Here is a 23,715-nt window from a genome sequence, read left to right on the forward strand (position 1 = left end):
CCGATTGGCGGCAGATGTTGGCATATGGACGTTGATCTCCGCAGAAAGGTCAGTCGGTCAGCCCATCGGTTTGCGCCAGCAGCTTGATGGCGGCGGTGCCGACCTTTCGCACGGCGTCTTCAATCTGTGCCGTTGGTTTGGCAGCGTAGTTCATGCGCAGGCAATTGCGGTACTTGCCAGAGGCAGAAAAGATGCTGCCGACGGCAATCTGTACGCCTTGATCATGCAAGTCACGATTCAGTTTCAAGGTGTCAAAGCCTTCCGGTAGTTCAACCCAAAGCATGAAGCTGCCTTGTGGACGGCTGGCGCGGGTGCCGGCGGGAAAGTAGCGGGTGACCCAATCGATCATGACATCGCGATTACGCTGGTATTGAGTGCGCATCCGCCGCAAATGCGGTTCGAAGTGACCGCTCTTGAGGAATTCGGCAATGGCAATCTGCGGCTGCGGCGCGGTGGAACCGGTGCTGATGTATTTCATGTGCAGTACCCGTTCCAGATAACGTCCGGGCGCAACCCAGCCAATACGCAGGCCGGGGGCGAGGGTCTTGGAAAATGAACTGCACAGCAGGACGCGGCCATCCTCGTCGAAGGATTTGATCGTGCGTGGGCGCGGATAGGTGTAGGCAAGTTCGCCATACACATCGTCTTCGATGATCGCCACGTCGAAACGCTGTGCGAGCGTCAACAGTGCGCGTTTGCGCGACTCCGGCATGATGTAGCCCAGCGGGTTGTTGCAATTGGGGGTCAACTGTATGGCTTTGATCGGCCATTGCTCCAGGGCCAGTTCCAGTGCGTCCAGACTGATCCCGGTGAGCGGGTCGGTGGGGATTTCCAGGGCTTTCATGCCCAGGCCCTTGAGGGTTTGCATGGCGCCATGAAAGCTCGGCGAATCCACGGCCACGATATCGCCCGGGTCGCAGATCGAGCGAATGCTGGTGGATAACGCTTCGTGGCAGCCGGTCGTCACCACCAGGTCGCCGGGGCTCAGTTGGCAGCCGGAATCGAGCATCAGCCGGGCGATCTGTTCGCGCAGTTCAAGGTTGCCGTGAATGTTGTCGTAATACAGACCGGGCATGTCCTGCCGACGACTGAGCTTCGCCAGGCCCCGTAGCAGAGGTTTCAAGGTCGGGGTGGTGATGTCCGGCATGCCGCGACCCAGTTGCACCACATCCTTGCGCGGCACCGCGCGGATCAGTTCCAGCACCTGATCCCATTGGGAAATGTCCACGGGCCGCTGAGCGGGGCGGCCCACCGCCGGCAGCTCCGGCAACTCGCGACTGACCGGCACGAAATACCCGGATTTAGGCCTTGGCGTAGCCAGTCCGCTGTCTTCCAGCATGCGGTAAGCCTGCTGCACGGTGCTAAGGCTGACACCATGTTCGACGCTCAGCGCCCGCACCGACGGCAACCGGTCACCGGGGCGATAGAAGCCCTGTTCGATACGCGTGCCGAGCAATTCGGCGAGGTTGACGTAAAGGGTCATGGTGCAGTCTCGATGTGGGTGATTCGGTTGACCAGTACAGATGGATGAAAAATCAAGGATTCAGAGTCTGGAGCGGGCAATCTGTATGGAAATAATACAGCTGTGTTGAATCTGTAATGGTTTTCGTCGTCCACGCATCATGAAAGCTCTGGCTACCCAAGTAAACAGGAGCAATCAAAATGAACGGCTTGAGCGATGTGCGGCTGACGTTACACAGTCAGGAACTGGCGAAAGGGCAAGACAACGGTGCGCGCGGGGCGAAGATGCGCAATGCACCGCGTGGCTTGAGTCGCTGGGATCTGTTCTGGCATCGTCTGCACACGCGCAGGGCATTGCTAAGCCTCACGCCAGAGCAGCTCAAGGATGTCGGCTTGAGCCGTGAGCAGGCGCGGGAGGAGGGGCTGAAGCCTTTCTGGAGGATCTGATTTTTTCAGCGTTCTTGCGGGCCTCATCGCGGGCAAGCCTTGCTCCCACAGGATACGCGCTGTTCTGTGGGAGCAAGGCTTGCCCGCGATGGCGTCCAGAATGACACCCTGAGGCCCTCAGGCCCACTCTTTGAACCGATGCCACAACATCCCCAGCGCCAACAACGGCGAGCGCAAATGCCTGCCGCCCGGGAAGGTAATGTGTGGCACCTTCGCAAACAGGTCAAAGCCTCCACTCTCTTGTCCGCTGATCGCCTCAGCCAACAGCTTGCCCGCCAGGTGCGTGGCGTTCACGCCATGACCGGAATAAGCCTGGGCGTAATACACATTCGGCTGGTCTTTGAGCCGACCGATCTGCGGCAGGCGGTTGGCGCCGATGCCGATCATGCCGCCCCATTGGTAATCGATCTTCACGTCGCCTAATTGCGGAAAAACATCCAGCATCTTCGGCCGCATATAGGCCGCGATGTCTTTAGGGTCCCGTCCCGAATAATGGCAGGCGCCGCCGAACAATAAGCGGCGGTCGGCCGAGAGCCGGTAATAGTCCAGCGCCACCCGTTGATCGCAGACCGCCATGTTTTGCGGCAATAGTGAATGCGCCAGTTCTTCGCTCAAGGGCTCGGTGGCGATGATGTAGCTGCCGGCGGGCAGGACCTTGCCGCTGAGTTCTGGATTGAGTTCATTGAGGTAGGCATTGCAACCCAGCACCAGCGTCTTGGCGCGGACCGTGCCCCGGGCGGTATGCACCTTCACCTCGGGGCCGTAATCGATGCGGGTGACGGCCGACTGTTCGAACAGCCTGGCGCCCAGTTGTTGCGCAGCGGCAGCTTCGCCCAGCGCCAGGTTCAGCGGGTGCAAATGCCCGGAGCCCATGTCGATCAACCCGCCAACGTAGCGGGCGGAACCCACTACGGTGTGCATTTCATGGGCTTGTAGCAGGCGGGTTTCGTAGCGGTAGCCAAGGCTGCGCAGCTCTTCGGCATCTTCTGCAAAACCTTCCAGGTCGCGGGGCTTGTTGGCCAGGTCGCAGTAACCCCAGGTCAGGTCGCAGGGGATCTGAAAACGGTCGACCCGCTGCCGGACGATTTCCACGGCTTCCAAACCCATGAGTTTCATCTGACGCACGCCGTCGGCACCGATGATGTTTGCGAACTGATCAAGGCCGTGGCCGACCCCGCGAATCAGCTGCCCGCCGTTGCGCCCGCTGGCGCCCCAGCCGATTTTGCGGGCTTCCAGCAACACCACGCTGAGGCCGCGTTCAGCCAGTTCCAGCGCCGTGTTCAATCCCGAGAAACCGCCACCGACCACGCACACGTCGGCCAGTATTTCGCCTGTGAGCGCCGGATAATCTGGCTGCGGCAGGCTGCTGGCGGCGTAGTAGGAGGCAGCGTGCTGGGCACCGGCATTCATGGGCGTCATCCTGATACGTATGTTTAGAAAACTTGACGGAGGATAAGCCGGACCTTCGCAGGCGGGCAACATTGGTCGGTTGCCGCTGTCTGGATCGCGGCTTTTGCCTCAGAATCACGCCCTATCCCGTTATCGGTCAGCGCCACGATGAGCTGCAACAGCCAGAAAATCCGCACACTGCGCCAGCAGATTCCCTCGTTCGAATGCGTGCCTGGCTGCCATGACTGCTGCGGCCCGGTGACCACTTCGCCGGAAGAAATGTCGCGCCTGCCGCGCAAGACCCGGGCCGAGCAGGAGGCGGCGATGGACGAACTCAATTGCGTGCACCTGGGGCCGAATGGCTGCACGGTGTATGACGAGCGACCGTTGATTTGCAGACTGTTTGGCACCACCCAGACCTTGCCATGCCCCAATGGACGGCGGCCGGTGGAGTTGATTCATCCACGGGTGGAGAGGCAGGTGTTCGAGTACATGGCCAGTAACCGGCAGGTATTGGTTTAACCGAAAGCGTTACTTCCGTAGATTCGAGTCGACTCAATCGCGGGCAAGCCCGCTCCCACAGGTTCAACGCCGTACCTGTGGGAGCGGGCTTGCCCGCGATAGGGCCCGAACAAGCACCGCAAAATGGTCAATCCGGAATCGGCAAACTCAAGCTCTCCTTCACCTCTTCCATCACGATATAACTCTTGGATTCGCGCACATGGGGCAGCTTGAGCAGGATGTCGCCCAGCAATTTGCGGTACGAGGCCATCTCGGAAATCCGCGCCTTCACCAGGTAGTCGAAATCCCCTGACACCAGATGGCACTCCAGCACATGCGGCAGTTTCAGCACTGCGCGTCGGAACTCTTCGAAAGTATCGCCGGATTTGTAGTCCAGGCTGATCTCGACGAACACCAGCAGGCTCCCCTTGAGGTGCTGCGGATTGAGCCGCGCGTTGTAGCCCATAATGATCCCTTCACGCTCCAGGCGCCGCACCCGCTCGGTGCAGGGCGTGGTCGAGAGCCCGACCTTTTCCCCAAGCTCGGTGAATGAGATGCGCCCGTCCGCTTGCAGGATCCGCAGGATGCTGCGGTCGATCTTGTCCAGCTCACGTTTGGTTTGAGTGTTGGTACGCATAGGGGATGCGCCTCCGTGAAAAGGGTTTTTGCCGAGAATTGTCGCCAAATATAGGCGCTTATATAGTGAAAATCACTGCCTAATCTTTTTTACACTGCGCACATCTAAAGCTCTGTACTACACACGTCAGCGGTCAGCCGCGATGAGGGATATGAAAATGCGCGTTATGGTCTTGGGTAGCGGCGTCATCGGTACCACCAGTGCTTATTATCTGGCCCGTGCCGGGTTTGAAGTGGTGGTTGTCGACCGGCAGCCAGCTGCTGCCATGGAGACCAGTTTCGCCAACGCCGGCCAGGTGTCGCCGGGTTATGCCTCGCCGTGGGCCGCACCAGGTGTGCCGCTCAAAGCCATCAAGTGGCTGTTGCAGCGTCACGCGCCACTGGCGATCAAGGCCACCGCCGATATCGACCAGTACCTGTGGATGGCACAGATGCTGCGCAACTGCACCGCCAGCCGTTATGCGGTGAACAAGGAGCGCATGGTCCGTCTGTCCGAGTACAGCCGTGACTGCCTCGACGAACTGCGCGCCGAAACCGGCATTGCCTACGAAGGCCGCAGCCTCGGGACTACCCAATTGTTCCGCACCCAGGCTCAGCTCGATGGTGCCGCAAAGGACATCGCCGTGCTGAAAGAGTCCGGCGTGCCGTTCGAATTGCTCGACCGCGAAGGCATCGCCCGCGTTGAACCAGCCCTGGCCAGCGTCACCGATATTCTCGCCGGTGCCCTGCGCCTGCCGAACGACCAGACCGGCGACTGCCAGATGTTCACCACCAAGCTTGCTGAAATGGCCGCGAAACTCGGTGTGCAATTCCGTTTCGGCCAGGACATCCAGCGCCTCGACTTCGCCGGCGACCGCATCAACGGCGTGTGGATCGATGGCAAGCTGGAAACCGCTGACCGCTACGTGCTGGCACTCGGCAGCTACTCGCCACAACTGCTCAAGCCGCTGGGCATCAAGGCGCCGGTGTATCCGCTCAAGGGTTACTCCCTGACCGTGCCGATCACCAACCCGGCGATGGCCCCGACCTCGACCATTCTCGACGAGACCTACAAGGTCGCGATCACCCGTTTCGACAACCGCATCCGTGTCGGCGGCATGGCGGAAATCGCCGGTTTTGACCTGTCGCTGAACCCGCGTCGGCGCGAAACCCTGGAGATGATCGTCAACGACCTTTATCCTCAGGGCGGCGATCTGGCCCAGGCCAGTTTCTGGACCGGCCTGCGTCCAACCACGCCGGACGGTACGCCGATTGTCGGCGCTACCCCGTTCAAGAACCTGTTCTTGAACACCGGCCACGGTACGCTCGGCTGGACCATGGCTTGCGGCTCGGGTCGCTTGCTGGCAGATCTGATGGCGAAGAAAAAGCCGCAGATCAGCGCCGAAGGCCTCGATATTTCCCGGTATGGCAGCAAACTGCCGGAGCCTGCAAAACATGGCAGCCCGGCGCCGGCTCATCAGTGAGTTCACGGTAGTCGCGCTGCGATAATCAACAACGCAAAATCCCTCTCCCGGTGCTACTGGCGGTTATCGCCGCCCGCAGCGCCGGTTTTTCTTCCCAACGACCGACCAGAAGTCTGCCGCCATGCGTCCTGCCCGTGCCCTGATCGACCTTCAAGCCCTGCGCCACAACTACCAGATTGCCCGTGAAGTCACGGGTGCCAAAGCCCTTGCGGTGATCAAGGCCGATGCCTATGGTCATGGCGCGGTGCGTTGCGCCCAGGCGCTTGAAGCCGAAGCGGACGGGTTTGCCGTGGCCTGCATCGAGGAAGCCCTGGAGCTGCGTGCCGCCGGCATTCGCGCGCCGGTGTTGCTGCTGGAAGGTTTTTTCGAAGCCGATGAACTGCCGCTGATCGTCGAGCATGACTTCTGGTGCGTGGTGCATTCGTTGTGGCAGCTCGAAGCCATCGAGAAAGCGGCACTGAGCAAACCGATCACGGTCTGGCTCAAGCTCGATTCGGGCATGCACCGGGTTGGTCTGCATCCGAAGGATTATCAGCCGGCCTATCAACGGCTGCTGGCCAGCGGCAAAGTGGCCAGGATTGTGCTGATGAGCCACTTCGCCCGTGCCGATGAATTGAACTGCCAGGCCAGTGCCGAGCAGGTCGCGGTGTTTGAAGCGGCGCGTCAGGGGTTGTCAGCCGAAGTCAGCCTGCGCAATTCGCCGGCGGTGCTCGGTTGGCCGCAAATTCCGAGCGACTGGGTGCGTCCGGGCATCATGCTCTACGGCGCCACGCCGTTCGAGGAAGCCAACGCCGTGGCCTCGCGCCTGCAACCGGTGATGACCCTCGAATCAAAAGTGATCAGCGTGCGTGAGCTGCCGGCCGGCGAGCCGATCGGCTACGGTGCCAGATTCATCACCCAAAAGCCGATGCGCGTTGGCGTGGTGGCCATGGGTTACGCCGACGGTTATCCACGGCTGGCGCCAACCGGTACCCCGGTGTTGGTGGCCGGGCAACGCAGCCAGTTGATCGGCCGGGTATCGATGGACATGCTGTGCGTCGACCTGACGGATATTCCGCAAGCCGGCCTGGGCTCGACCGTGGAGTTGTGGGGCAAAAACATCCTCGCCAGCGATGTGGCCATCGCAGCGGGCACTATTCCTTACCAGATCTTCTGCAACCTGCGCCGGGTGCCAATGCTCTATTCCGGTAGCTGACGCCGGGCGCTACGAACCGGAAGTCGCCTCACTGAACAGGATTCAGGTCGAGGTGTTGTAAATACTGAACGCTGTCGCCATGATAACGATCAATATTTCAACAACCCTGATTCCTGGAGGCGCAAGCTTTGGACGTCGGTGAACGACTGCAATCGATCCGTAAGCTCAAAGGGCTTTCCCAGCGTGAACTCGCCAAACGCGCGGGCGTGACCAACAGCACCATTTCGATGATCGAAAAGAACAGCGTCAGCCCCTCGATCAGTTCGCTGCGCAAAGTGCTGGGCGGAATTCCCATGTCCATGGTCGAGTTCTTTTCCGAAGAGATCCTGCAGGAAAAGCCGACTCAGATCGTCTACAAGGCCAACGAGCTGATCGACATTTCCGACGGTGCCGTGACCATGAAACTGGTCGGTCGGGCGCACCCGAGCCGGGCTATCGCGTTCCTCAATGAAATCTACCCGCCAGGCGCCGATACCGGTGACGAGATGCTCACCCACGAAGGCGAGGAAACCGGAATTCTGGTGGAAGGTCGGCTGGAGTTGGTGGTCGGGCTTGAAACATTTGTGCTCGAAGCCGGCGATAGCTACTACTTTGAAAGTACCAAGCCACACCGTTTCCGTAATCCGTTCGATGCGCCGGCGCGACTAATCAGCGCAGCTACACCCGCGAATTTTTAAGAGAAGAGGCGCCCTGCCAGCACGGCGGAGGTACCCGAGCTGTTTTTCCGTTGCGCAACAAGACCCCTTCGACTTTGGGGTTGTTTCAGTGTCGCGGGCTTACCGCTATACTTGCGCCCGCCTGCGAACCGTGGCCGTAGGCGTGACTAGCCACCATTGAGGGTGAACGCGTGAACCTAATTATGAAAATGCTGGCCGTACCAGCAACCGTACTGGCCCTCTGGGCTGTCAGCGCTCAAGCTGCGACCAACGACGCAATCGCCAAACGCCTTGAGCCAGTCGGCCAGGTCTGTGTTCAAGGTCAAGAGTGCAAGGGCATGGAAGTGGCCTCTGCTGCCGGCGGCGGCGGTGGTGCCAAGACGCCTGACGAAGTCATTGCAAAACATTGCAATGCTTGCCACGGCACCGGCCTGTTGGGCGCGCCGAAGATAGGTGATGCTGCCGCCTGGGGCGAGCGCGCCAAGAAAGAAGGCGGTGTTGACGGTCTGCTCGCGAAGGCGATCACCGGCCTCAATTCGATGCCGCCAAAAGGCACCTGCGCCGATTGCGCAGACGCCGAGCTCAAAGGTGCGATCCAGAAGATGTCGGGTCTGAAATAGCCTTCATCTTCAGCAAAAAAGCCGCTTGCGAGCGGCTTTTTTGTGCCTGCGATTCCGATAAAGGATCGCTGATCCCTGTAGTTGCGAGCTCGCTCGCGATGGTCGTCAACGATGACACGGCAAGCCAGGCACCCCGCGGAGCATCAGGTTCTTCGTCGGAACGCCGCCCGGAGCAAGCTCGCTCCTACAAGGTTTTTTGTGGCGGCCGAAGCAAAGACCCGGCAAGCTCGGTCCAACCTGCTTCATGGAATGCATGGGAGGATCGGATGGTGCAGCTGTGTTCTATCGAGCAAGCGGTCGATGAGGTGTTGGCACGTTTGCCGGCGCATATTCACATGGGCCTGCCCTTGGGCCTGGGCAAGCCCAACCCTTTCGTCAATGCGCTGTATCGGCGCATCGCGCAGATGCCACAGCGGCAGCTGACGATCTATACCGCGCTGTGCCTGGGTCGCCCTCCGTTGGGTGACGGATTGCAAAAACGCTTCCTCGAACCCTTTATCGCAAGGGTCTTCGGTGATTATCCGGAGCTGGATTTCCTCGCCGACCTGCACCGTGACAACCTGCCGGGCAATATTCATGTTCAGCAATTCTTCATGCAGCCCGGCAGCCTGCTCAACAGCGCTGCGGCGCAGCAGGACTATGTCAGTAGCAACTACAGCCATGCCGCCCGGGACATCAACGCTGCAGGCTTGAACCTGGTGGCGCAAAGGGTGGCCAGTCATGGCGAGCATCCCGACCGCTTGAGCCTGAGCTGCAACCCGGACATCACCCTCGACCTGTTGCCGATGATTGCCAGGCGCAGGGCCGCGGGGGAGACGATCCTGATGGTCGGCCAGGTGCACGCCGATTTGCCCTACATGCCCGGTGACGCCGAAGTCGGCATCGATACCTTTGACCTGCTGATCGACGAGAAGGACAGCACCACGCTGTTCTCCACGCCGAACATGCCGGTGGGTTTCCAGGACCATTTCATCGGTCTGCACGCCAGTACGTTGGTGCGCGATGGCGGTACTTTGCAGATCGGTATCGGCGCCATGGGCGATGCGCTGACGGCGGCGTTGCTGGCGCGCCAGGCGGATAACGAGGGGTACAAGGCGTTGCTCGCGGACATAAATCTCAGCCAATGGGCGCAACTGATCGAACGTGAAGGCGGCCTCGAACCCTTTGCCAAGGGCCTGTACGGTTGCAGCGAAATGTTCGTCAACGGCCTGCTGGTATTGGCCGAAGCCGGGATCGTGCGGCGCAAGGTCTACCCGGACGTACAGACTCAACAACAGGCCAATGCCGGCACCCTCGATGAAGCGGCGCAGAATGACGGCATCTGCGTTCACGGCGGCTTCTTCCTTGGGCCGCGCAGTTTCTACGAGCGCTTACGCGGCCTGCCGCAGGATAAGCGGCTCGAATTCAACATGACCCGCATCAGCTACATCAACGAACTCTATGGCCAGGAAGAGCTCAAGCGCTTGCAGCGTCTTGATGCGCGGTTCATCAATACCGCGTTCACCATGACGCTGCTCGGCGCCGGTGTGGCGGACCAGTTGGAGGACGGGCGAGTGCTCAGCGGTGTGGGCGGGCAGTACAACTTCGTCGCCCAGGGTCATGCGTTGGAAGGCGCGCGCTCGATCCTGATCCTGCGCAGCTGGCGTGAATCGGGTGGCGAGGTCAGCTCCAACATCGTCTGGGAGTACGGCCACTGCACGATCCCGCGGCACCTTCGGGACATCGTGGTCACCGAATATGGCATTGCCGATCTGCGCGGCAAGACCGATGCGGCGGTGATCGAAGCGCTGCTGAATATCAGCGACTCGCGCTTTCAGCAGGGTTTGATCGAACAGGCGCAAAAGGTTGGCAAGTTGCCCGGGGATTTCTGTCTCGATCCGCGTTTCATCGATAACCATCCGCAAAGGTTGCAGGCGATTCAGGCGCGGCATGCGCAGTTGTTTGCGGAGTATCCGCTGGGATGTGATTTCACCGGGGTGGAGCGCGATCTGCTGCGGGCGCTGAACTGGCTGAAGAGCAAGTTCAAACTGAGTGAGATGCTGGAGCTGGGCAAGGCTGCACTGGATGCGCCGCAGGCTTCGGAATTTCCAAAGCATCTGGAGCGGATGCAGCTGACTAATCCCGATGGCCTGAAAGAAGACCTGTTTCAACGGTTGCTGCTTACCGGCCTCAAGGCCACCGCGCAGTAACAGGCCACCCCAAAACAACTGTAGGAGTGAGCCTGCTCGCGATTGCGGTGTATCAGTCACCGAAGATGTCTACTGATACACCGCAATCGCGAGCAGGCTCACTCCTACAGGGGGATTGCGGTGCGGCGAGTTATTCGATGAAGGTTACAACGCCATCCTTCAGCGACTGCACCCGCGCCAACGACTCAACGCGATACCCCTGAGCATCCAGTTCCGCACGACCACCCTGGAACGACTTCTCGATCACGATACCCAAACCGGCCACGGTAGCGCCGGCCTGTTTGATGATCGAGATCAGCGCCTGGGACGCCTTGCCGTTGGCCAGGAAGTCATCGATGATCAGCACGCGGTCGCTGCTGGTCAAATGGCGCGGGGAGATCGCCACGGTGCTTTCGGTCTGCTTGGTGAACGAGTAAACGGTGGCCGACAGCAGGTTTTCGGTCAGGGTCAGGGACTGGTGCTTGCGGGCGAAAATCACCGGCACGCCGAGGTTCAGACCGGTCATGATCGCCGGGGCAATGCCCGAAGCCTCGATGGTGACGATCTTGGTAATGCCCGAGTCCTTGAACAGCGTGGCGAATTCGTCGCCGATCAGCTTCATCAGGGCCGGGTCGATCTGGTGGTTCAGAAAGGCGTCGACTTTCAGGACCTGATCGGAAAGCACGATGCCTTCTTCGCGGATTTTCTTGTGCAGTGCTTCCATGAAGCTGTCCTCTAATGGCGCTTGTGGCGCCGAAGGTCTAAGTAAAAGTGGTCAATTCTAACGCTTTAACATCGCGCGTATATCCGCCAATGCGTTGTTGCCGCGAACGGCTTTGACTTCGGTCGGGGTGTCGTCGTTGCCTTCCCAGGCCAGGTCATCCGGCGGCAATTCATCGAGGAAGCGGCTCGGTGCGCAGTCGATGATCTCGCCGTATTGCTTGCGCTTGGCGGCGAAAGTGAAGGCCAGGGTCTGACGCGCGCGGGTAATCCCGACGTAGGCCAGGCGGCGTTCCTCTTCAATGGTGTCGGCTTCGATGCTGGAACGGTGCGGAAGGATTTCCTCTTCCATGCCCATGATGAACACGTAGGGGAACTCCAGGCCCTTCGAGGCGTGCAAGGTCATCATCTGCACGCCTTCGGCACCGTCTTCCTCTTCCTGCTGACGCTCCAGCATGTCGCGCAGCACCAGTTTGCCAATGGCGTCCTCGACGGTCATTTCGCCTTCTTCGTCCTTCTCGAGCGTATTTTTCAACGCCTCGATCAGGAACCAGACGTTACCCATGCGGTAGTCGGCGGCCTTGTCGCTGGAGCTGTTGGTGCGCAGCCAGTTCTCGTAGTCGATGTCCATGACCATGCTGCGCAGGGCCGAGATCGGGTCTTCGCCGGCGCACTGCTCGCGAACCCGGTCCATGAAACGTTTGAAGCGCGACAGGCGATCGGTGAAGCGGCTGTCCAGATGCTCGCCCAGGCCGATTTCGTCGGTGGCGGCGTACATCGAGATTTTGCGTTCGGTGGCGTAGTTGCCGAGTTTTTCCAGCGTCGTGGAACCGATTTCCCGGCGTGGAACGTTGATCACCCGCAGGAAGGCGTTGTCGTCGTCCGGATTCACAATCAGGCGGAAGTAGGCCATCAGGTCCTTCACTTCCTGACGTCCGAAAAAGCTGTTGCCGCCCGACAGGCGATACGGCACCTGATGGTGCTGCAGTTTCAACTCGATCAGCTTGGCCTGGTAGTTGCCGCGGTAAAGGATCGCGAAATCACTGTACGGGCGGTCGGTGCGCAGGTGCAGGCTGAGGATCTCCATGGCCACGCGCTCGGCTTCGGCGTCTTCGTTGCGGCAGCGGATGACACGGATCTCGTCGCCGTGGCCCATTTCACTCCACAGCTGCTTTTCGAATTCGTGCGGGTTGTTCGAGATCAGCACGTTGGCGCAACGCAGGATGCGGCTGGTGGAGCGGTAGTTCTGCTCCAGCATCACCACTTTCAAGGAGGGGTAGTCTTCCTTGAGCAGCATCAGGTTTTCCGGGCGTGCGCCGCGCCAGGCATAGATCGACTGGTCGTCGTCGCCTACCACGGTGAACTGGTTGCGTTTGCCGATGAGCATTTTCACCAGCAGGTATTGGCTGGCGTTGGTGTCCTGATATTCGTCCACCAGCAGGTAACGCACCTTGTTCTGCCACTTTTCCAGAATATCGGCGTGCTCTTCGAACAGCTTCACCGGCAGCAGGATCAGGTCGTCGAAGTCCACCGCGTTGAACGCCTTGAGTGTGCGCTGATAGTGGGTGTAGACGATCGCGGCGGTCTGCTCCTTGGGGTTGCGCGCGTTTTCCAGGGCCTGGGCTGGCAGGATCAGGTCGTTTTTCCAGGCGCCGATCATGTTCTTGATCTCGTCGACGCCATCGTCGCCCGAGTATTCCTTCTGCATGATGTCGGTCATCAGGGCCTTGACGTCGGTCTCGTCGAAGATCGAGAAGCCCGGTTTGTAGCCCAGCCGCACGTGTTCCTTGCGGATGATGTTCAGGCCCAGGTTGTGGAAGGTACAGACCGTTAAGCCGCGACCTTCACCGGCGCGCAGCAGGGTGCCGACCCGTTCCTTCATCTCGCGCGCGGCCTTGTTGGTGAAGGTCATGGCGACGATGTACTGGGCGCGGATGCCGCAGTTCTGGATCAGGTGGGCAATCTTGCGCGTGATCACGCTGGTCTTGCCGGAGCCTGCACCGGCGAGCACCAAAAGAGGGCCGCCGACGTAGCTCACGGCTTCTTGCTGCCGGGGATTGAGTCGGGACATAGGTAAATTCAGGAGTCAGTCACGAAATGGGCCGGCATTTTAACAGGCTCAGCAATTTGTGCTGCTCTCTCCGACTTGTGACGTACAACGCGATCTCTAATTGCCGGTTTTGTTACTTTCACGCAGGATGCGCAACGGAATTGCGGCTAATGTTCGTATTTCCGGATACAGAGGCCTCGTTTGATAACTGATGTCATTGGTCATTGGTTATCGGCACGGCATAATGCCCGTCGCCTACATCTTTGCAGAGTCTAGGGAGCTAGCTTGTCTACGCCTGTCGAACCCTTGCGTTTGCTGCTATTGGCCGAAGAGCCAGCGTGGGCAGCGTTGTTGCGCGAGTGTCTGGCTCCGATGGGGAGCTCGGCCGTGCTCATCAGCGCGCCGAGTTGGGAGTCGGTCAGCAGTCTGTTCGATGACAACCGCAGCGCGGTGTTATTGACGATCCCGGCTCTCCAGCCGGCGCCAGGCCGTTGCTGTCTGCCGACGGTGTTGCTGCTCGAACATGAGCCGCTGACCCCGCCCGACGGTGTAAGCGACTGGCTGGTGCGCGATCATCTCGATCCCGGCATGTTGCGCCGTTGCCTGCGTCATGTGCGTGAGCGCGGCGTGCTGGAAACCACGCTGCAGCGCCTGGCCGAGCAAGACCCGCTGACCGGCATCGCCAACCGCCAGGGTTTTCAGACCTTGCTGACGGCGCGCCTGGCTGAAAACGAAGGCCGTGGCCTGGCGTTGGGGCACCTTGATCTCGACAACTTCCGCCACGCCAACGACGCCCTCGGCCATCAGGCCGGCGATCGTTTGATCCTGCAAGTGGTGGCGCGCCTCAAGAGCCAGCTGGAGGTCGGCGATCAACTGGCGCGGCTGGGCAGCGATGAATTCGCCCTGCTGATCGACACCCGCCGCGCCCCCCAGCGCGCCGAATGGATGGCCGAACGCATCACCGAAGCCCTGGCCGAGCCCTATTGGGTCGATGGCGAAAGCCTGTTGATCGGCTCCAGCCTGGGCATTGCCCACGCCCGCGCCCAGGCCGGCGCCGACCCGTTGATGTGGCATGCACACATCGCCATGCAGCAAGCCAAGAGTACCCAGGGCTGCACCTTTCACATCTTCAATGAACGCATCAACCGTAATGCCCGCAGTATCGCCGACCTCGAAACCGAGCTGCGCCGGGCGTTGCGCCGTGATGAGCTGGAACTGCATTACCAGCCACGGCTGAATCTCGAGGACGGGCAGATCGTCGGCCTCGAAGCCCTGGTGCGCTGGCGCCATGCTGAGCGTGGTTTGCTGCCACCGAGCGAATTCGTGCCGCTGGCCGAGCAAAGCGGTTTGATCGTGCCGCTGGGTTACTGGGTGATTTCCCGGGCCTTGCGCGACATGCAAGCCTTGCGTGAGCGCGGTTTGCCGCCGCTGCACATGGCGATCAATCTGTCGTTCCGCCAGTTCCAGGACAGTCAGTTGCTCTCGACCCTGAGCCGGCTGATTGCCGAGCGTGGCGTCGAGGCGCAATGGCTGGAATTCGAACTGACGGAAACCGCGGTCATGCGCCGCAGTGATCTGGTCAAGCAAACCATGGACGCCCTCGGGCGCCTGGGCGTGCGTTTCTCCCTCGACGACTTCGGCACCGGGTTCTCATCGTTCGTACACCTCAACAGCTTGCCGATCACCTTGCTGAAGATCGACAAGAGCTTTGTTGGCGGCATGGAACAGCGCGAGGAGAACCGCAAACTGGTTCACGCGATGATCAACCTCGCGCACAACCTCAATCTCGAAGTCGTTGCTGAAGGCGTGGAAACGGCGGAACAGCTGGATCTGTTGCGTGGGTTTGCCTGTGATCAAGTGCAGGGATATCTGATCAGCAAACCGTTGGCGTTGCCCGATCTGGTGGAGTACCTGACCTTTGGCAGTAGCCAGCAGCCGCCGCTGGAAGGGGTGGTCTGACGGCCACCGCGACCTTGTAGGAGCTGGCTTGCCAGCGAAAGCGGTTTGTCATTCAACACATTTGTCGTCTGACCCATCGCCATCGCTGGCAAGCCAGCTCCTACAGAGTTTTCATTCGGCCTGGATGGCGTCGAAATGCTGCGGGGATGGTTCCCGCCGAATCATCCGCTTCATCTTCCACTCAAACGCCAGCGTCAGGCTCACCGCCGAGCACGCCAGTCCCAGCGCCAGCCCCCACCAGACACCGGTTGGGCCCCAGTGCAAGTGGAACGCCATCCACCATGCGGCGGGCGCGCCAATCAACCAATAGCAACCCAGGCCGACCAGGAACGTAGTCTTGGCATCCTTGAGCCCACGAATGCAGCCCATGGCGATGGTTTGCGTGCCATCGAACAGCTCGAACCACGCCGCCACCGCCAGCAGGCTCACGGCGAGGTTGATGACCTCGCGGAAAGCCGGGTCGTTGTGGTCCAGGAACAGACCAATCAACTGATTCGGCAACAGCCAGAACACCATCGCAAAGCACAGCATCGCCGCCGCGCCGAACGCGATGCCGACCCGTCCGGCCAGTCGTGCATCCAGCAGTTGCCCGGCGCCGTAGTGTTGGCCGATGCGCATGGTGATCGCGTAGGAAATCCCCGCCGGGACCATGAACGCCACCGAAACGATTTGCAGGGCGATCTGGTGCGCCGCCAGCTGCGTACTGCCCATGGTGCCCATGCACAGCGCCGCGAACGCAAACAACCCGACTTCCACTGCGTAGGTGCCGCCAATTGGCAAGCCCAGGCGCCATAGTTCCTTCAGGTATTGCCGGTTGAGCCGAAGCAGGCCCTGACGCAGCGGGTAGGCGTCATAAGCCGGATGCCGGCGGATGTGCCACGCCAGGGCCAGCGCCATGAGGTTGGCCACAATCGCGGTGACCAGGCCGATGCCCATCAAGCCCAGTTTCGGCAGGCCGAACATGCCGGTGATCAACGCGTAGTTGAGCAGGAAGTTGGCCACCGTGCCGCCCAGGCTGATGACCATCACCGGCGTCGCGCGGCCAATGGCGCTGGTGAAGCCGCGCAGGGCCATGAAGCTCAGGTAGCCGGGCAGGGCGAAGGGCAAGAACACCAGGAACTGCCCAGCCGCCTGGACGTTGCTTTCGGTCTGGCCGAACAGCAGCAAGACCGGCTTGAGGTTCCACAGCAGCAGCCCGCCGCCCAGCGCCATCAGCCACGCCAGCCACACCCCGGCCTGGGTCAGTCGGGTCGCACCGAGGATATCGCCTGCACCCTGACGAATCGCCACCAGGGTGCCGACTGCCGCAATCACGCCGATGCAGAAAATCGACACGAAAGAATAGGTTGCCGCGCCGAGCCCACCGCCGGCCAGCGCCTCGGGACTCAGGCGCGCCATCATCAAAGTGTCGGTGAGGACCATCAACATGTGCGCCAACTGCGAGGCGATCAACGGCCCCGCCAGCCGCAGGATGGCCCAGAGTTCAATACGCGCTGGATGCTGCATGGTCATCACGCTCGATTGTCAGAGTGAACAGGAAAGCATCGATTCTCGGCGCTCTGCGGGGTTTGCACAAAGGGATAAAAAGGATGGATAGCATGATTCAAACTCATGCTGGGCAGTTTCTGCTAGGGTGGCCGAATCCCGGTGTAGGAGCTTTCCCAATGTCACGTCGTCTTCCTCCCTTGTATGCCCTGCGCGCATTCGAAGCGGCGGCGCGACACAGTTCGTTTACCCGTGCCGCCGAAGAGCTGTCGATCACGCAAAGTGCGGTCAGTCGGCATATTCGTACGCTCGAAGAGCATTTTGCCTGCCGCTTGTTTCACCGCAGTGGCCGCCACCTGCAGCTGACCGAGTCGGCCCGGCTGTTGTTGCCGGGCATCCGCGAGGGCTTCACCGCCCTGGAGCGCGCCTGCAATACCTTGCGCGCCGAAGACGACATTCTGCGCATGAAAGCCCCGTCGACCCTGACCATGCGCTGGTTGCTGGCGCGCCTGAGTCGTTTCCGCCATTTGCAGCCGGGCAATGAGGTGCAACTGACCAGCGCCTGGATGGATGTCGATTCGGTGGACTTCAACGATGAGCCGTTCGATTGTGCAGTGTTGCTGAGCAACGGACATTTCCCGCCGGACTGGGAGGCGAGTTATCTGTTTCCCGAGGAGTTGATTCCGGTGGGTGCGCCGAATCTGCCGAGCGATCAGCCTTGGGACGTCACGCGTCTGGCCAACACCGAACTGCTGCACCCGACACCGGACCGGCGCGACTGGCGCAATTGGCTGGAACGCATGGGCCTGGCCGATCAGGTGTCGCTCAAGGGCGGGCAGGTGTTCGACACGCTGGAGCTGGGCATGATCGCAGCAGCCCGGGGCTATGGCGTGTCCATGGGTGATTTGCTGATGGTGGCGGAAGATGTTGCCCAGGGACGTTTGAGCCTGCCGTGGCCGACGGCGGTGGCCAGCGGTGAGAAATATTATCTGGTCTGGCCGAAAACACGTCCGGGCGGTGAACGCATGCGCCGGCTCAGCGACTTTTTGCAAAACGAAGTCCGATCCATGGAATTGCCGGATGTCGTGCATCTGAGCTGAGTGGAAGAAGCTGCTGCAATCGTGGCCTCGAGCGATATCCCGGCAATTATCGCGAACTCACTGCGTCGCCGGTCGATACTGCAACGCCTCAGCCAGATGCGCCCGACCGATATCATCAACCTTCTCAAGGTCCGCCAGCGTACGCGCCACCTTGAGCAATCGATGAGCGGATCTGAGCGACAACGTCAGGCGCTCACAGGCTGTTTCCAGCCAGGTTTCGTCAACTGTGGATAAGTTGCAGTGACGGCGCAGCCCTGGCAGATCAAGAAACGCGTTCGCGCATCCCTGACGCTTGTGTTGACGCTCGCGGGCCTCGGCAACCTGACCCGCAGCCGATGCCGTGTCATCCCCAGGTTTAGGCGCCGGATTCAGCGCCGTGGCTTCCCGGGCCACGGTCAGGTGCAGATCGATCCGATCCAGCAGCGGCCCCGAGAGCTTGTTGCGATAGCGTTGCACCATGTCCGGCGTGCACGAACATTTACCGCTGGGCTCGCCAAGATATCCACAGGGGCAGGGGTTCATGGCCGCGACCAATTGAAAGCGCGCCGGAAATCGCACGCGATCCTTGGCCCGTGAGATCACGATATGCCCGGACTCCAGCGGCTCGCGCAGCACCTCCAATACCTTGCGATCAAATTCCGGGAGTTCGTCCAGAAACAGCACACCGTGGTGGGCGAGAGTAATTTCGCCAGGCTGGGGTTTTGAGCCTCCGCCCACCAGCGCGGGCCCGGATGCCGAGTGATGCGGCTGACGAAACGGCCGCTGCGGCCAATGGCTCAACGACGAACAACTGACGACCGACTGAATCGCCGCCACTTCCAGTGCTTCATTTTCGGCCAGCGGCGGTAGCAATCCCGGCAGACGACTCGCCAACAGGGTTTTTCCCGTCCCGGGCGGCCCGCTGAACAGCAGGTTGTGAGCGCCTGCGGCAGCAATCAGCAAGGCACGTTTTGCGGAGAGTTGCCCCTGTACCTCATTCAAGTCGGGATAAGGTTTGCTGGCGTACAGCAAGCCATTGGAAACATAAGGCTCGATCGGTGTATGCCCATTGAAATGCGCGACGGCCTCAAGCAAATGATCCACCGCAATCACCTTCAACCCCGACGCCAGGCACGCTTCTTCGGCGTTCGCTCGTGGCACCATCAACCAGCGCCCGGCCTTGCGCGCCGCCAGCGCCGCCGGCAACACCCCTCGAACCGCTCGCACCGCGCCCGATAACGCCAACTCCCCAAGACACTCCACATCATCGAGCGTCAATGTCGGCACCTGCACACTGGCCGAGAGAATCCCCAGGGCAATCGCCAGATCGAACCGCCCGCCATCCTTGGGCAAATCCGCCGGCGCCAAATTCAACGTGATCCGCCGCGCCGGAAATTGCAGCCCCGAATTGATGATCGCGCTACGCACCCGATCCTTGCTCTCCTTCACCGCCGCTTCAGGCAGGCCGACCATGGTCAGCGACGGCAAACCATTGGCCAGGTGGACTTCAACGGTGACAGCGGGTGCATCCACGCCGATTTGGGCGCGGCTATGGACGATGGAGAGGGACATGGTCGTTCCTTGCGTTGTAGAGGGCCGCTTCCTGCGGTTTTTGAAGGGTAGACGCGGAGGAGGAAATTGGTGGAGTGGTTGCGCGGGGAAACTATCACTGGGTGTTGCGAATGCCTTGGCCAAAATGGCGGGCGAAAAAAAACCGCCTTGAGAAGACGGTTTTTTGATTGCAGGCTTTGGTGACGCCAAGGCCTGCGTACCCTTAGTGGATACACTCGCGTGTGTTGAGGTTATGCATGTTTGATCGTAGATGCAATATTGCGGACGCTTTAAATGGATCTGCCCCGTTTGCATCGTTAGCGCTTAGCGTAATCATGGCGACTTGGATGAGGTTGTGAAGCCCATGAAAAAGCCCCGCTATTTGCGAGGCTTTCCTTCAAGCCGCTGGTTCTGGTTCAGGCGGCTCTACTATAGGCGGAAGAGGAGGCGGGGGCGGGGGGCGCTGCGCGGAAGGAACCGGTGGTGGTGATGGTTGGGGTCCATTGGCCGATTGATGCCCTGAAGGAAAAGCATTAGATGGTCCACTTAGCCCGCTTGGCGTGGTTGGAGCCGGCCGCGCTGGAGTCGCCAGAGGAATGCTTCCCGAATTTGATGGTGGCGGCGGTGTGAATGCACCTACCTTGCTTAGCAAGTCCTGAACAACCTTTCCTTCGATAGTCTGGTATGGGTCAAGATACTGAGTTCCGATATGTAGGGCATCCGTCTTGATAATGTCAACGGCCTGACCAGTCTTGTCCTTTTTATCGCCTCTAGACATAAAGAAAGCTGCGTATTTGCTAGGCGGTACGCCAGAAAACGTCTCGAACAAAGTTTTATCTGGAGTCCAGGCATCGGTGGTGATGGCATCCTCATGCAGGTCCAGTGCGAGACTTTTTTCATACGGCTCGATATAGACAACACGCTTGATACCAGCGGCGATGATGTGCCGAGCGCAGTTATGGCAAGGGAATGTTGTTGTGTACAGGACACATGAATCGGTCGAGTTCCCGTGCGATCGCGCTAGGCCGAGAATCGCTTCCATCTCTGCATGGATGGCACGGGAGAATTCGATGATTGACCCAGCTCTTGTCTCTTTTTGGATCAACCGAGCAAGCTCGTCTTTGGTCTCTTGAGTAACAGTAACTTTCTTGCTGACGATATCCACAATATCTTCAATGAGATGAGATTTGTGTATGTCGTTGTAGCATTTGCCACCGTGAAAGATACACCGCTGATCGTTCGTGCTGTCCGATGTGTAAAGACCACCACCAAATTTCGGCACATCGTTCCAGCCAAGAGAAATAACGTTTCCTTCTTTGTTGACGATGGCTGCACCGACCTGTCTGCTAAGACATGCTGATTTCAATGAGGCCGAATACGCAGCGTACATGCCAGATTCATCTGCAGTCGGTGTAATACCATTTTTTCCATGGACCAGCGCAGCAAAACGCTGACATGGAGCGGTAAGGTTCGATACCGAGTCCTGATTGTTGCGAATGAAGAAGTCAGCAAGCTGCAGTGTTTTCTCTAGTTTTTGCCCATGGGTTGCATTCAGCTCGTTTCGGTCACGGTCAATTAGGTACTGCGCTTCGTGCTTAGGAATTCTTTCCGAGCGAGTCAGATAGTTGAATCTGATTTTTTCAGGGCTCAGGACGCCTATTAGATAAAAAATGTCTCCATAGACAAGCTTGAAGAGTTCGACCTCTTCAGGGTGTTTGAGTTGGTCAATTATGTAAACAGTTTTTGGAGCCTTGCCATCTGGGCCTTTTGCGATGGTGCGCTTGACTGCAATTTCCTGCATGGCCAAGGCTGCAAGGATCGGCGGGTCATACTTTTTTCTAAGTTCGTTGCCGAGGTCTTGAAGCGTTGTGTACCGCTCCTTACCTGAGGAAACATCTAGTGAGAGGGTTTTCAACTCAGGCGGAAGCCCGTGAGTTTTAAAATGCCCCTTGATGATATCGCTGACTTTTACATGCTCAGTGATATATCCGTATTCCTCGAACTGAAGACGGATGGAGCGAATGACGTCTGCCAAGTTGCAGCCAACCGGGCCACAAAATGCGATGACGATTTCATCTGTACGTCGACCTTCGATTCGTTGACGAATACTCATCGTGGAGGATTTGGCATCCGCACTTTTAGTAAGTCGTTCCTTGGGGGCGGGGGCGGCCATCTTCAGATCCTTGAAGCATTGAAATATTTAGGAATTACCAATCGGCCTTCTGAGCGTTGGCAACAACCATCTCAAGAGCCTTTCTGTACTCCTCGGAGGCCTGCCGTTCTTTGAACTGAGCGAAGCCGATCACATTCGAGCGCTGATCCGTGGTGCCCTTGGCGAGCTTCGTGGATTGCTGCACGTTTGACTCCTCAGTTTTTTTCATCTCGGCTTCATCCCCTAGGTGGTGACGGTCAAAAACAGGCCCGCATTCTACAGACGCACATCCTCAAGTTAAACCTCCGATTGGGGATTAGCATAGCTCTATTTACCTAGACGACAAGCGGTAGGAGCGCCTGCGGAAAAGGGTGTGATGCCTGAGTTTCATTTTTGTATATGGCTTGCTAAGCACAGCCTCGAGCAGGCCGGCCATGGTCAGCGACAGCATGCCTTTGGCTAGAAGGGCTTCAATGGTGAAAACGAGTGCGTCCACACCAACCTGAGCACGGTTGTGGACGATGGAGGGGGACATGGTCGCTCCTTGGAATGACAGAGGCTGCTTCCTGCGGCTTTTTTGAAGGGTAGGTGGGGGAGGAGACTCTGGTGGGGTAGTTGAGGGGGCAAGCTTTCACTTGATGTTCCTTGTAGAAGCTGTCTGATGGCGAGACACTAAAAATTAGCTTCTGCCACCGGCTAGTAAACCGCTCGACTCAAGTTCTTTGCCGTGTGCGATGGCAACTTCAATAATACGTTGTTGATTGGCCGATATATTTCCAGCCAAACGAAGCGCTTCCGCGTGAAACTCAGCGATTTGTAGCAGATTCGCCTTTCGCTTTTTTGGACTCATAAATACCTCATCTATCGAATATCAATACCAAAAGCGTAAAGGAGCGGGTGTGAGCTGATAAATCAGTCCGAAGAGCTACTTTTTGTAGGACCGTGCCGAGATAGTTGAAGGACGTCGATGAAAGGGTTCGGATGGTCTTGCCTGATTAAGGTTGCCGCTTATGATCGCTGCTCTATGCAGCCTTAGGAGGTGAAAATGAACCGGAATGGAATGCGGCCGATTCATCCTGGTGAAGTTCTCAGCGAAGAGTTTCTGAAGCTATTGGGGATTACAGTCGCGGATTTGGCTCGCTCGCTGAACGAGCCTGAGGCTCAAGTAAGCGAAGTTGTGAGCAAGCAGAGGGGTGTCAGTGCTGGCTTGGCGAAGAAGCTATCCATCCACCTGAACACCACGCCCGAGTTCTGGCTGAATCTGCAATCGAGCTACGATTTGCGCTCAGCCCAAATTGAGCGTGGTTGAATGTCACGGGCTTAAAGCGATTGCAGCATCCGTGAAGCTCGTTTCCACCACGGCGCGTTCATGCCACGTGGGGGTGGTTCGTGATCAATCAGCATCTGCGGAACATCCTGCAACCGGATCCATGGCTGGTTATTCCAATGCAGCAGACTCAACGACATTTCCGGCCAGTTCAGCAGGCTAAGTATCGGGCGTTCGGTTGAGGTTGGCAGGTGTGCGTCTCTGAGGGCTGGGACGACTTCGTGGGTCAGCCATTCGCGCAGACCTCGGTATTCGGGGCAGTAGTGATAAATCAATAGTGCGTAGACGCCAGATTCGCTGATCAACAGGGTGTTTTCGATGCTGCCGTGGATGAGCATGCGAGCGACTTGGCGTTGGTCGCGGTCGAGTTTTCGAACGGCTCGTTCGTCGAGGTGTAGGCGAAGCATTCGGCCCAAATCGCGGGCGCTGAACCAGGGTTGGTTTTGCAGGAGGAGGGCGTGGAGGTGGAGTTTGTGGCGGGTGAAGACGTGGGGGGTTAGATAGTTTTCTTCCATGGTGCAGCTCCCGGATGCGTATGTAGGAAGCTGCCTCTAGTCGTCGCCAAACGAAAAGGGTGGCAGCTGCGCGCGGGTTGGCGAACCGGTGCATCCGGAAAAACCGGCAGACCCGAAGGTCTCCCACGCAGAGCCGCCATAATTCGAGAAGGGAAGACTTCCCAAGTTCGAACGTGGTCGCGATGCGCTGGATGCTATCCGGGTCGCCAAACCCAGAGCTGAATATTCAGCTGGGGAAGAGCTTAGAGATCGGATACTCGACGACGCAATCGGACGGCGGTGCGATGTTTGTAGGACGTTGCCGGGATTTTTGCGGGGCTTGGGATCAAAAGATCGCAGCC

At 59.1% G+C, this 23,715-nt stretch carries 22 protein-coding genes; 10 read left to right on the forward strand and 12 right to left on the reverse strand.

What is annotated here, in order from left to right:
• Positions 1 to 49: 49 nt before the first annotated feature.
• Positions 50 to 1,483: an aminotransferase-like domain-containing protein gene (locus GPL81_RS22610; RefSeq protein WP_160108510.1), complete on the reverse strand. Its 1,434-nt coding sequence runs from the start codon at positions 1,481 to 1,483 to the stop codon at positions 50 to 52.
• A 179-nt stretch (positions 1,484 to 1,662) separates the two neighbouring features.
• On the opposite strand from GPL81_RS22610, the gene GPL81_RS22615 reads away from it, so the two are divergent.
• A complete protein-coding gene (locus GPL81_RS22615) occupies positions 1,663 to 1,908 on the forward strand; it encodes a DUF1127 domain-containing protein (RefSeq protein ID WP_160108511.1) in 246 nt (81 codons plus the stop codon).
• Positions 1,909 to 2,025: 117 nt separating this feature from the next.
• Here the strand turns inward: GPL81_RS22615 and GPL81_RS22620 are convergent, their stop codons facing one another.
• Positions 2,026 to 3,318, reverse strand: coding sequence for an NAD(P)/FAD-dependent oxidoreductase (locus tag GPL81_RS22620; RefSeq protein ID WP_160108512.1), 1,293 nt, complete (start codon positions 3,316 to 3,318; stop codon positions 2,026 to 2,028).
• Between the two features lie 147 nt (positions 3,319 to 3,465).
• Between GPL81_RS22620 and GPL81_RS22625 the strand changes: the two genes are divergently transcribed.
• Positions 3,466 to 3,819 (forward strand): YkgJ family cysteine cluster protein, encoded by a 354-nt coding sequence (locus tag GPL81_RS22625; RefSeq protein ID WP_160108513.1) that lies wholly within the window; start codon positions 3,466 to 3,468, stop codon positions 3,817 to 3,819.
• A gap of 127 nt (positions 3,820 to 3,946) precedes the next feature.
• On the opposite strand, the gene GPL81_RS22630 is transcribed toward GPL81_RS22625, so the two are convergent.
• Positions 3,947 to 4,435, reverse strand: a complete 489-nt coding sequence (locus GPL81_RS22630; RefSeq protein WP_095194410.1) for an Lrp/AsnC ligand binding domain-containing protein — start codon at positions 4,433 to 4,435, stop codon at positions 3,947 to 3,949.
• 157 nt (positions 4,436 to 4,592) lie between these two features.
• On the opposite strand from GPL81_RS22630, the gene dadA reads away from it, so the two are divergent.
• From dadA to GPL81_RS22655, 5 genes are all read left to right on the forward strand, one after another.
• Positions 4,593 to 5,897, forward strand: a complete 1,305-nt coding sequence (gene dadA / locus GPL81_RS22635; protein WP_160108514.1) for a D-amino acid dehydrogenase — start codon at positions 4,593 to 4,595, stop codon at positions 5,895 to 5,897.
• A 121-nt stretch (positions 5,898 to 6,018) separates the two neighbouring features.
• Complete coding sequence (gene alr / locus GPL81_RS22640; protein WP_096514244.1) at positions 6,019 to 7,092, forward strand: alanine racemase; 1,074 nt, start codon at positions 6,019 to 6,021, stop codon at positions 7,090 to 7,092.
• Positions 7,093 to 7,220: 128 nt separating this feature from the next.
• Complete coding sequence (locus GPL81_RS22645) at positions 7,221 to 7,769, forward strand: cupin domain-containing protein (protein ID WP_007947433.1); 549 nt, start codon at positions 7,221 to 7,223, stop codon at positions 7,767 to 7,769.
• A gap of 182 nt (positions 7,770 to 7,951) precedes the next feature.
• The gene (locus GPL81_RS22650) at positions 7,952 to 8,368 is read left to right on the forward strand and encodes a c-type cytochrome (RefSeq protein ID WP_096514245.1); all 417 of its coding nucleotides are present in this window, start codon (positions 7,952 to 7,954) and stop codon (positions 8,366 to 8,368) included.
• Between the two features lie 266 nt (positions 8,369 to 8,634).
• Complete coding sequence (locus GPL81_RS22655) at positions 8,635 to 10,557, forward strand: acetyl-CoA hydrolase/transferase C-terminal domain-containing protein (protein WP_160108515.1); 1,923 nt, start codon at positions 8,635 to 8,637, stop codon at positions 10,555 to 10,557.
• Between the two features lie 130 nt (positions 10,558 to 10,687).
• Here GPL81_RS22655 and GPL81_RS22660 read toward each other — a convergent pair whose 3' ends face one another.
• The gene (locus GPL81_RS22660) at positions 10,688 to 11,260 is read right to left on the reverse strand and encodes a xanthine phosphoribosyltransferase (RefSeq protein ID WP_007934646.1); all 573 of its coding nucleotides are present in this window, start codon (positions 11,258 to 11,260) and stop codon (positions 10,688 to 10,690) included.
• Between the two features lie 57 nt (positions 11,261 to 11,317).
• Positions 11,318 to 13,327, reverse strand: a complete 2,010-nt coding sequence (gene rep / locus GPL81_RS22665) for a DNA helicase Rep (RefSeq protein WP_007975144.1) — start codon at positions 13,325 to 13,327, stop codon at positions 11,318 to 11,320.
• A 264-nt stretch (positions 13,328 to 13,591) separates the two neighbouring features.
• On the opposite strand from rep, the gene GPL81_RS22670 reads away from it, so the two are divergent.
• Positions 13,592 to 15,265, forward strand: a complete 1,674-nt coding sequence (locus GPL81_RS22670) for a putative bifunctional diguanylate cyclase/phosphodiesterase (protein WP_160108516.1) — start codon at positions 13,592 to 13,594, stop codon at positions 15,263 to 15,265.
• 111 nt (positions 15,266 to 15,376) lie between these two features.
• On the opposite strand, the gene GPL81_RS22675 is transcribed toward GPL81_RS22670, so the two are convergent.
• Positions 15,377 to 16,771 carry a NorM family multidrug efflux MATE transporter gene (locus GPL81_RS22675; RefSeq protein WP_160108517.1) on the reverse strand — a complete coding sequence of 465 codons (1,395 nt, stop codon included), beginning with the start codon at positions 16,769 to 16,771 and terminating at the stop codon, positions 15,377 to 15,379.
• A gap of 158 nt (positions 16,772 to 16,929) precedes the next feature.
• On the opposite strand from GPL81_RS22675, the gene GPL81_RS22680 reads away from it, so the two are divergent.
• Positions 16,930 to 17,850: a LysR substrate-binding domain-containing protein gene (locus tag GPL81_RS22680; protein ID WP_160108518.1), complete on the forward strand. Its 921-nt coding sequence runs from the start codon at positions 16,930 to 16,932 to the stop codon at positions 17,848 to 17,850.
• 57 nt (positions 17,851 to 17,907) lie between these two features.
• Here the strand turns inward: GPL81_RS22680 and GPL81_RS22685 are convergent, their stop codons facing one another.
• The 5 genes from GPL81_RS22685 to GPL81_RS31135 all read right to left on the reverse strand — a co-directional run bounded on the left by GPL81_RS22685 (position 17,908) and on the right by GPL81_RS31135 (position 22,382).
• On the reverse strand, positions 17,908 to 19,401 hold the full coding sequence (locus tag GPL81_RS22685; RefSeq protein ID WP_160108519.1) for a YifB family Mg chelatase-like AAA ATPase: 1,494 nt from the start codon (positions 19,399 to 19,401) through the stop codon (positions 17,908 to 17,910).
• Between the two features lie 376 nt (positions 19,402 to 19,777).
• Positions 19,778 to 21,553 carry an anti-phage dCTP deaminase gene (locus tag GPL81_RS22690; RefSeq protein WP_246218965.1) on the reverse strand — a complete coding sequence of 592 codons (1,776 nt, stop codon included), beginning with the start codon at positions 21,551 to 21,553 and terminating at the stop codon, positions 19,778 to 19,780.
• A gap of 34 nt (positions 21,554 to 21,587) precedes the next feature.
• Positions 21,588 to 21,737, reverse strand: coding sequence for a hypothetical protein (locus tag GPL81_RS22695; RefSeq protein ID WP_160108520.1), 150 nt, complete (start codon positions 21,735 to 21,737; stop codon positions 21,588 to 21,590).
• Between the two features lie 126 nt (positions 21,738 to 21,863).
• The gene (locus tag GPL81_RS22700; protein ID WP_160108521.1) at positions 21,864 to 22,067 is read right to left on the reverse strand and encodes a hypothetical protein; all 204 of its coding nucleotides are present in this window, start codon (positions 22,065 to 22,067) and stop codon (positions 21,864 to 21,866) included.
• 144 nt (positions 22,068 to 22,211) lie between these two features.
• Positions 22,212 to 22,382, reverse strand: coding sequence for a hypothetical protein (locus GPL81_RS31135; protein WP_178122621.1), 171 nt, complete (start codon positions 22,380 to 22,382; stop codon positions 22,212 to 22,214).
• A gap of 195 nt (positions 22,383 to 22,577) precedes the next feature.
• On the opposite strand from GPL81_RS31135, the gene GPL81_RS22705 reads away from it, so the two are divergent.
• Positions 22,578 to 22,841 (forward strand): HigA family addiction module antitoxin, encoded by a 264-nt coding sequence (locus tag GPL81_RS22705; protein ID WP_121104276.1) that lies wholly within the window; start codon positions 22,578 to 22,580, stop codon positions 22,839 to 22,841.
• 11 nt (positions 22,842 to 22,852) lie between these two features.
• Here the strand turns inward: GPL81_RS22705 and GPL81_RS22710 are convergent, their stop codons facing one another.
• Entirely contained in the window at positions 22,853 to 23,374 is a 522-nt protein-coding gene (locus GPL81_RS22710; RefSeq protein ID WP_160108522.1) for a BRO-N domain-containing protein, read from the reverse strand.
• Positions 23,375 to 23,715 lie beyond the last annotated feature (341 nt).

It is taken from the genome of Pseudomonas izuensis (assembly GCF_009861505.1).
GTDB classification, from domain to species: domain Bacteria; phylum Pseudomonadota; class Gammaproteobacteria; order Pseudomonadales; family Pseudomonadaceae; genus Aquipseudomonas; species Aquipseudomonas izuensis.

Excerpts from the sequence above, each read along its gene's own strand:
- GPL81_RS22610 (WP_160108510.1), bottom strand. The coding sequence starts at position 1,483 with ATGACCCTTTACGTCAACCTCGCCGAATTGCTCGGCACGCGTATCGAA.
- GPL81_RS22615 (WP_160108511.1), top strand. The coding sequence starts at position 1,663 with ATGAACGGCTTGAGCGATGTGCGGCTGACGTTACACAGTCAGGAACTG.
- GPL81_RS22620 (WP_160108512.1), bottom strand. The coding sequence starts at position 3,318 with ATGAATGCCGGTGCCCAGCACGCTGCCTCCTACTACGCCGCCAGCAGC.
- GPL81_RS22625 (WP_160108513.1), top strand. The coding sequence starts at position 3,466 with ATGAGCTGCAACAGCCAGAAAATCCGCACACTGCGCCAGCAGATTCCC.
- GPL81_RS22630 (WP_095194410.1), bottom strand. The coding sequence starts at position 4,435 with ATGCGTACCAACACTCAAACCAAACGTGAGCTGGACAAGATCGACCGC.
- dadA (WP_160108514.1), top strand. The coding sequence starts at position 4,593 with ATGCGCGTTATGGTCTTGGGTAGCGGCGTCATCGGTACCACCAGTGCT.
- alr (WP_096514244.1), top strand. The coding sequence starts at position 6,019 with ATGCGTCCTGCCCGTGCCCTGATCGACCTTCAAGCCCTGCGCCACAAC.
- GPL81_RS22650 (WP_096514245.1), top strand. The coding sequence starts at position 7,952 with ATGAAAATGCTGGCCGTACCAGCAACCGTACTGGCCCTCTGGGCTGTC.
- GPL81_RS22655 (WP_160108515.1), top strand. The coding sequence starts at position 8,635 with ATGGTGCAGCTGTGTTCTATCGAGCAAGCGGTCGATGAGGTGTTGGCA.
- GPL81_RS22660 (WP_007934646.1), bottom strand. The coding sequence starts at position 11,260 with ATGGAAGCACTGCACAAGAAAATCCGCGAAGAAGGCATCGTGCTTTCC.
- rep (WP_007975144.1), bottom strand. The coding sequence starts at position 13,327 with ATGTCCCGACTCAATCCCCGGCAGCAAGAAGCCGTGAGCTACGTCGGC.
- GPL81_RS22675 (WP_160108517.1), bottom strand. The coding sequence starts at position 16,771 with ATGCAGCATCCAGCGCGTATTGAACTCTGGGCCATCCTGCGGCTGGCG.
- GPL81_RS22680 (WP_160108518.1), top strand. The coding sequence starts at position 16,930 with ATGTCACGTCGTCTTCCTCCCTTGTATGCCCTGCGCGCATTCGAAGCG.
- GPL81_RS22685 (WP_160108519.1), bottom strand. The coding sequence starts at position 19,401 with ATGTCCCTCTCCATCGTCCATAGCCGCGCCCAAATCGGCGTGGATGCA.
- GPL81_RS22690 (WP_246218965.1), bottom strand. The coding sequence starts at position 21,553 with ATGGCCGCCCCCGCCCCCAAGGAACGACTTACTAAAAGTGCGGATGCC.
- GPL81_RS22700 (WP_160108521.1), bottom strand. The coding sequence starts at position 22,067 with ATGTCCCCCTCCATCGTCCACAACCGTGCTCAGGTTGGTGTGGACGCA.
- GPL81_RS31135 (WP_178122621.1), bottom strand. The coding sequence starts at position 22,382 with ATGAGTCCAAAAAAGCGAAAGGCGAATCTGCTACAAATCGCTGAGTTT.
- GPL81_RS22705 (WP_121104276.1), top strand. The coding sequence starts at position 22,578 with ATGAACCGGAATGGAATGCGGCCGATTCATCCTGGTGAAGTTCTCAGC.
- GPL81_RS22710 (WP_160108522.1), bottom strand. The coding sequence starts at position 23,374 with ATGGAAGAAAACTATCTAACCCCCCACGTCTTCACCCGCCACAAACTC.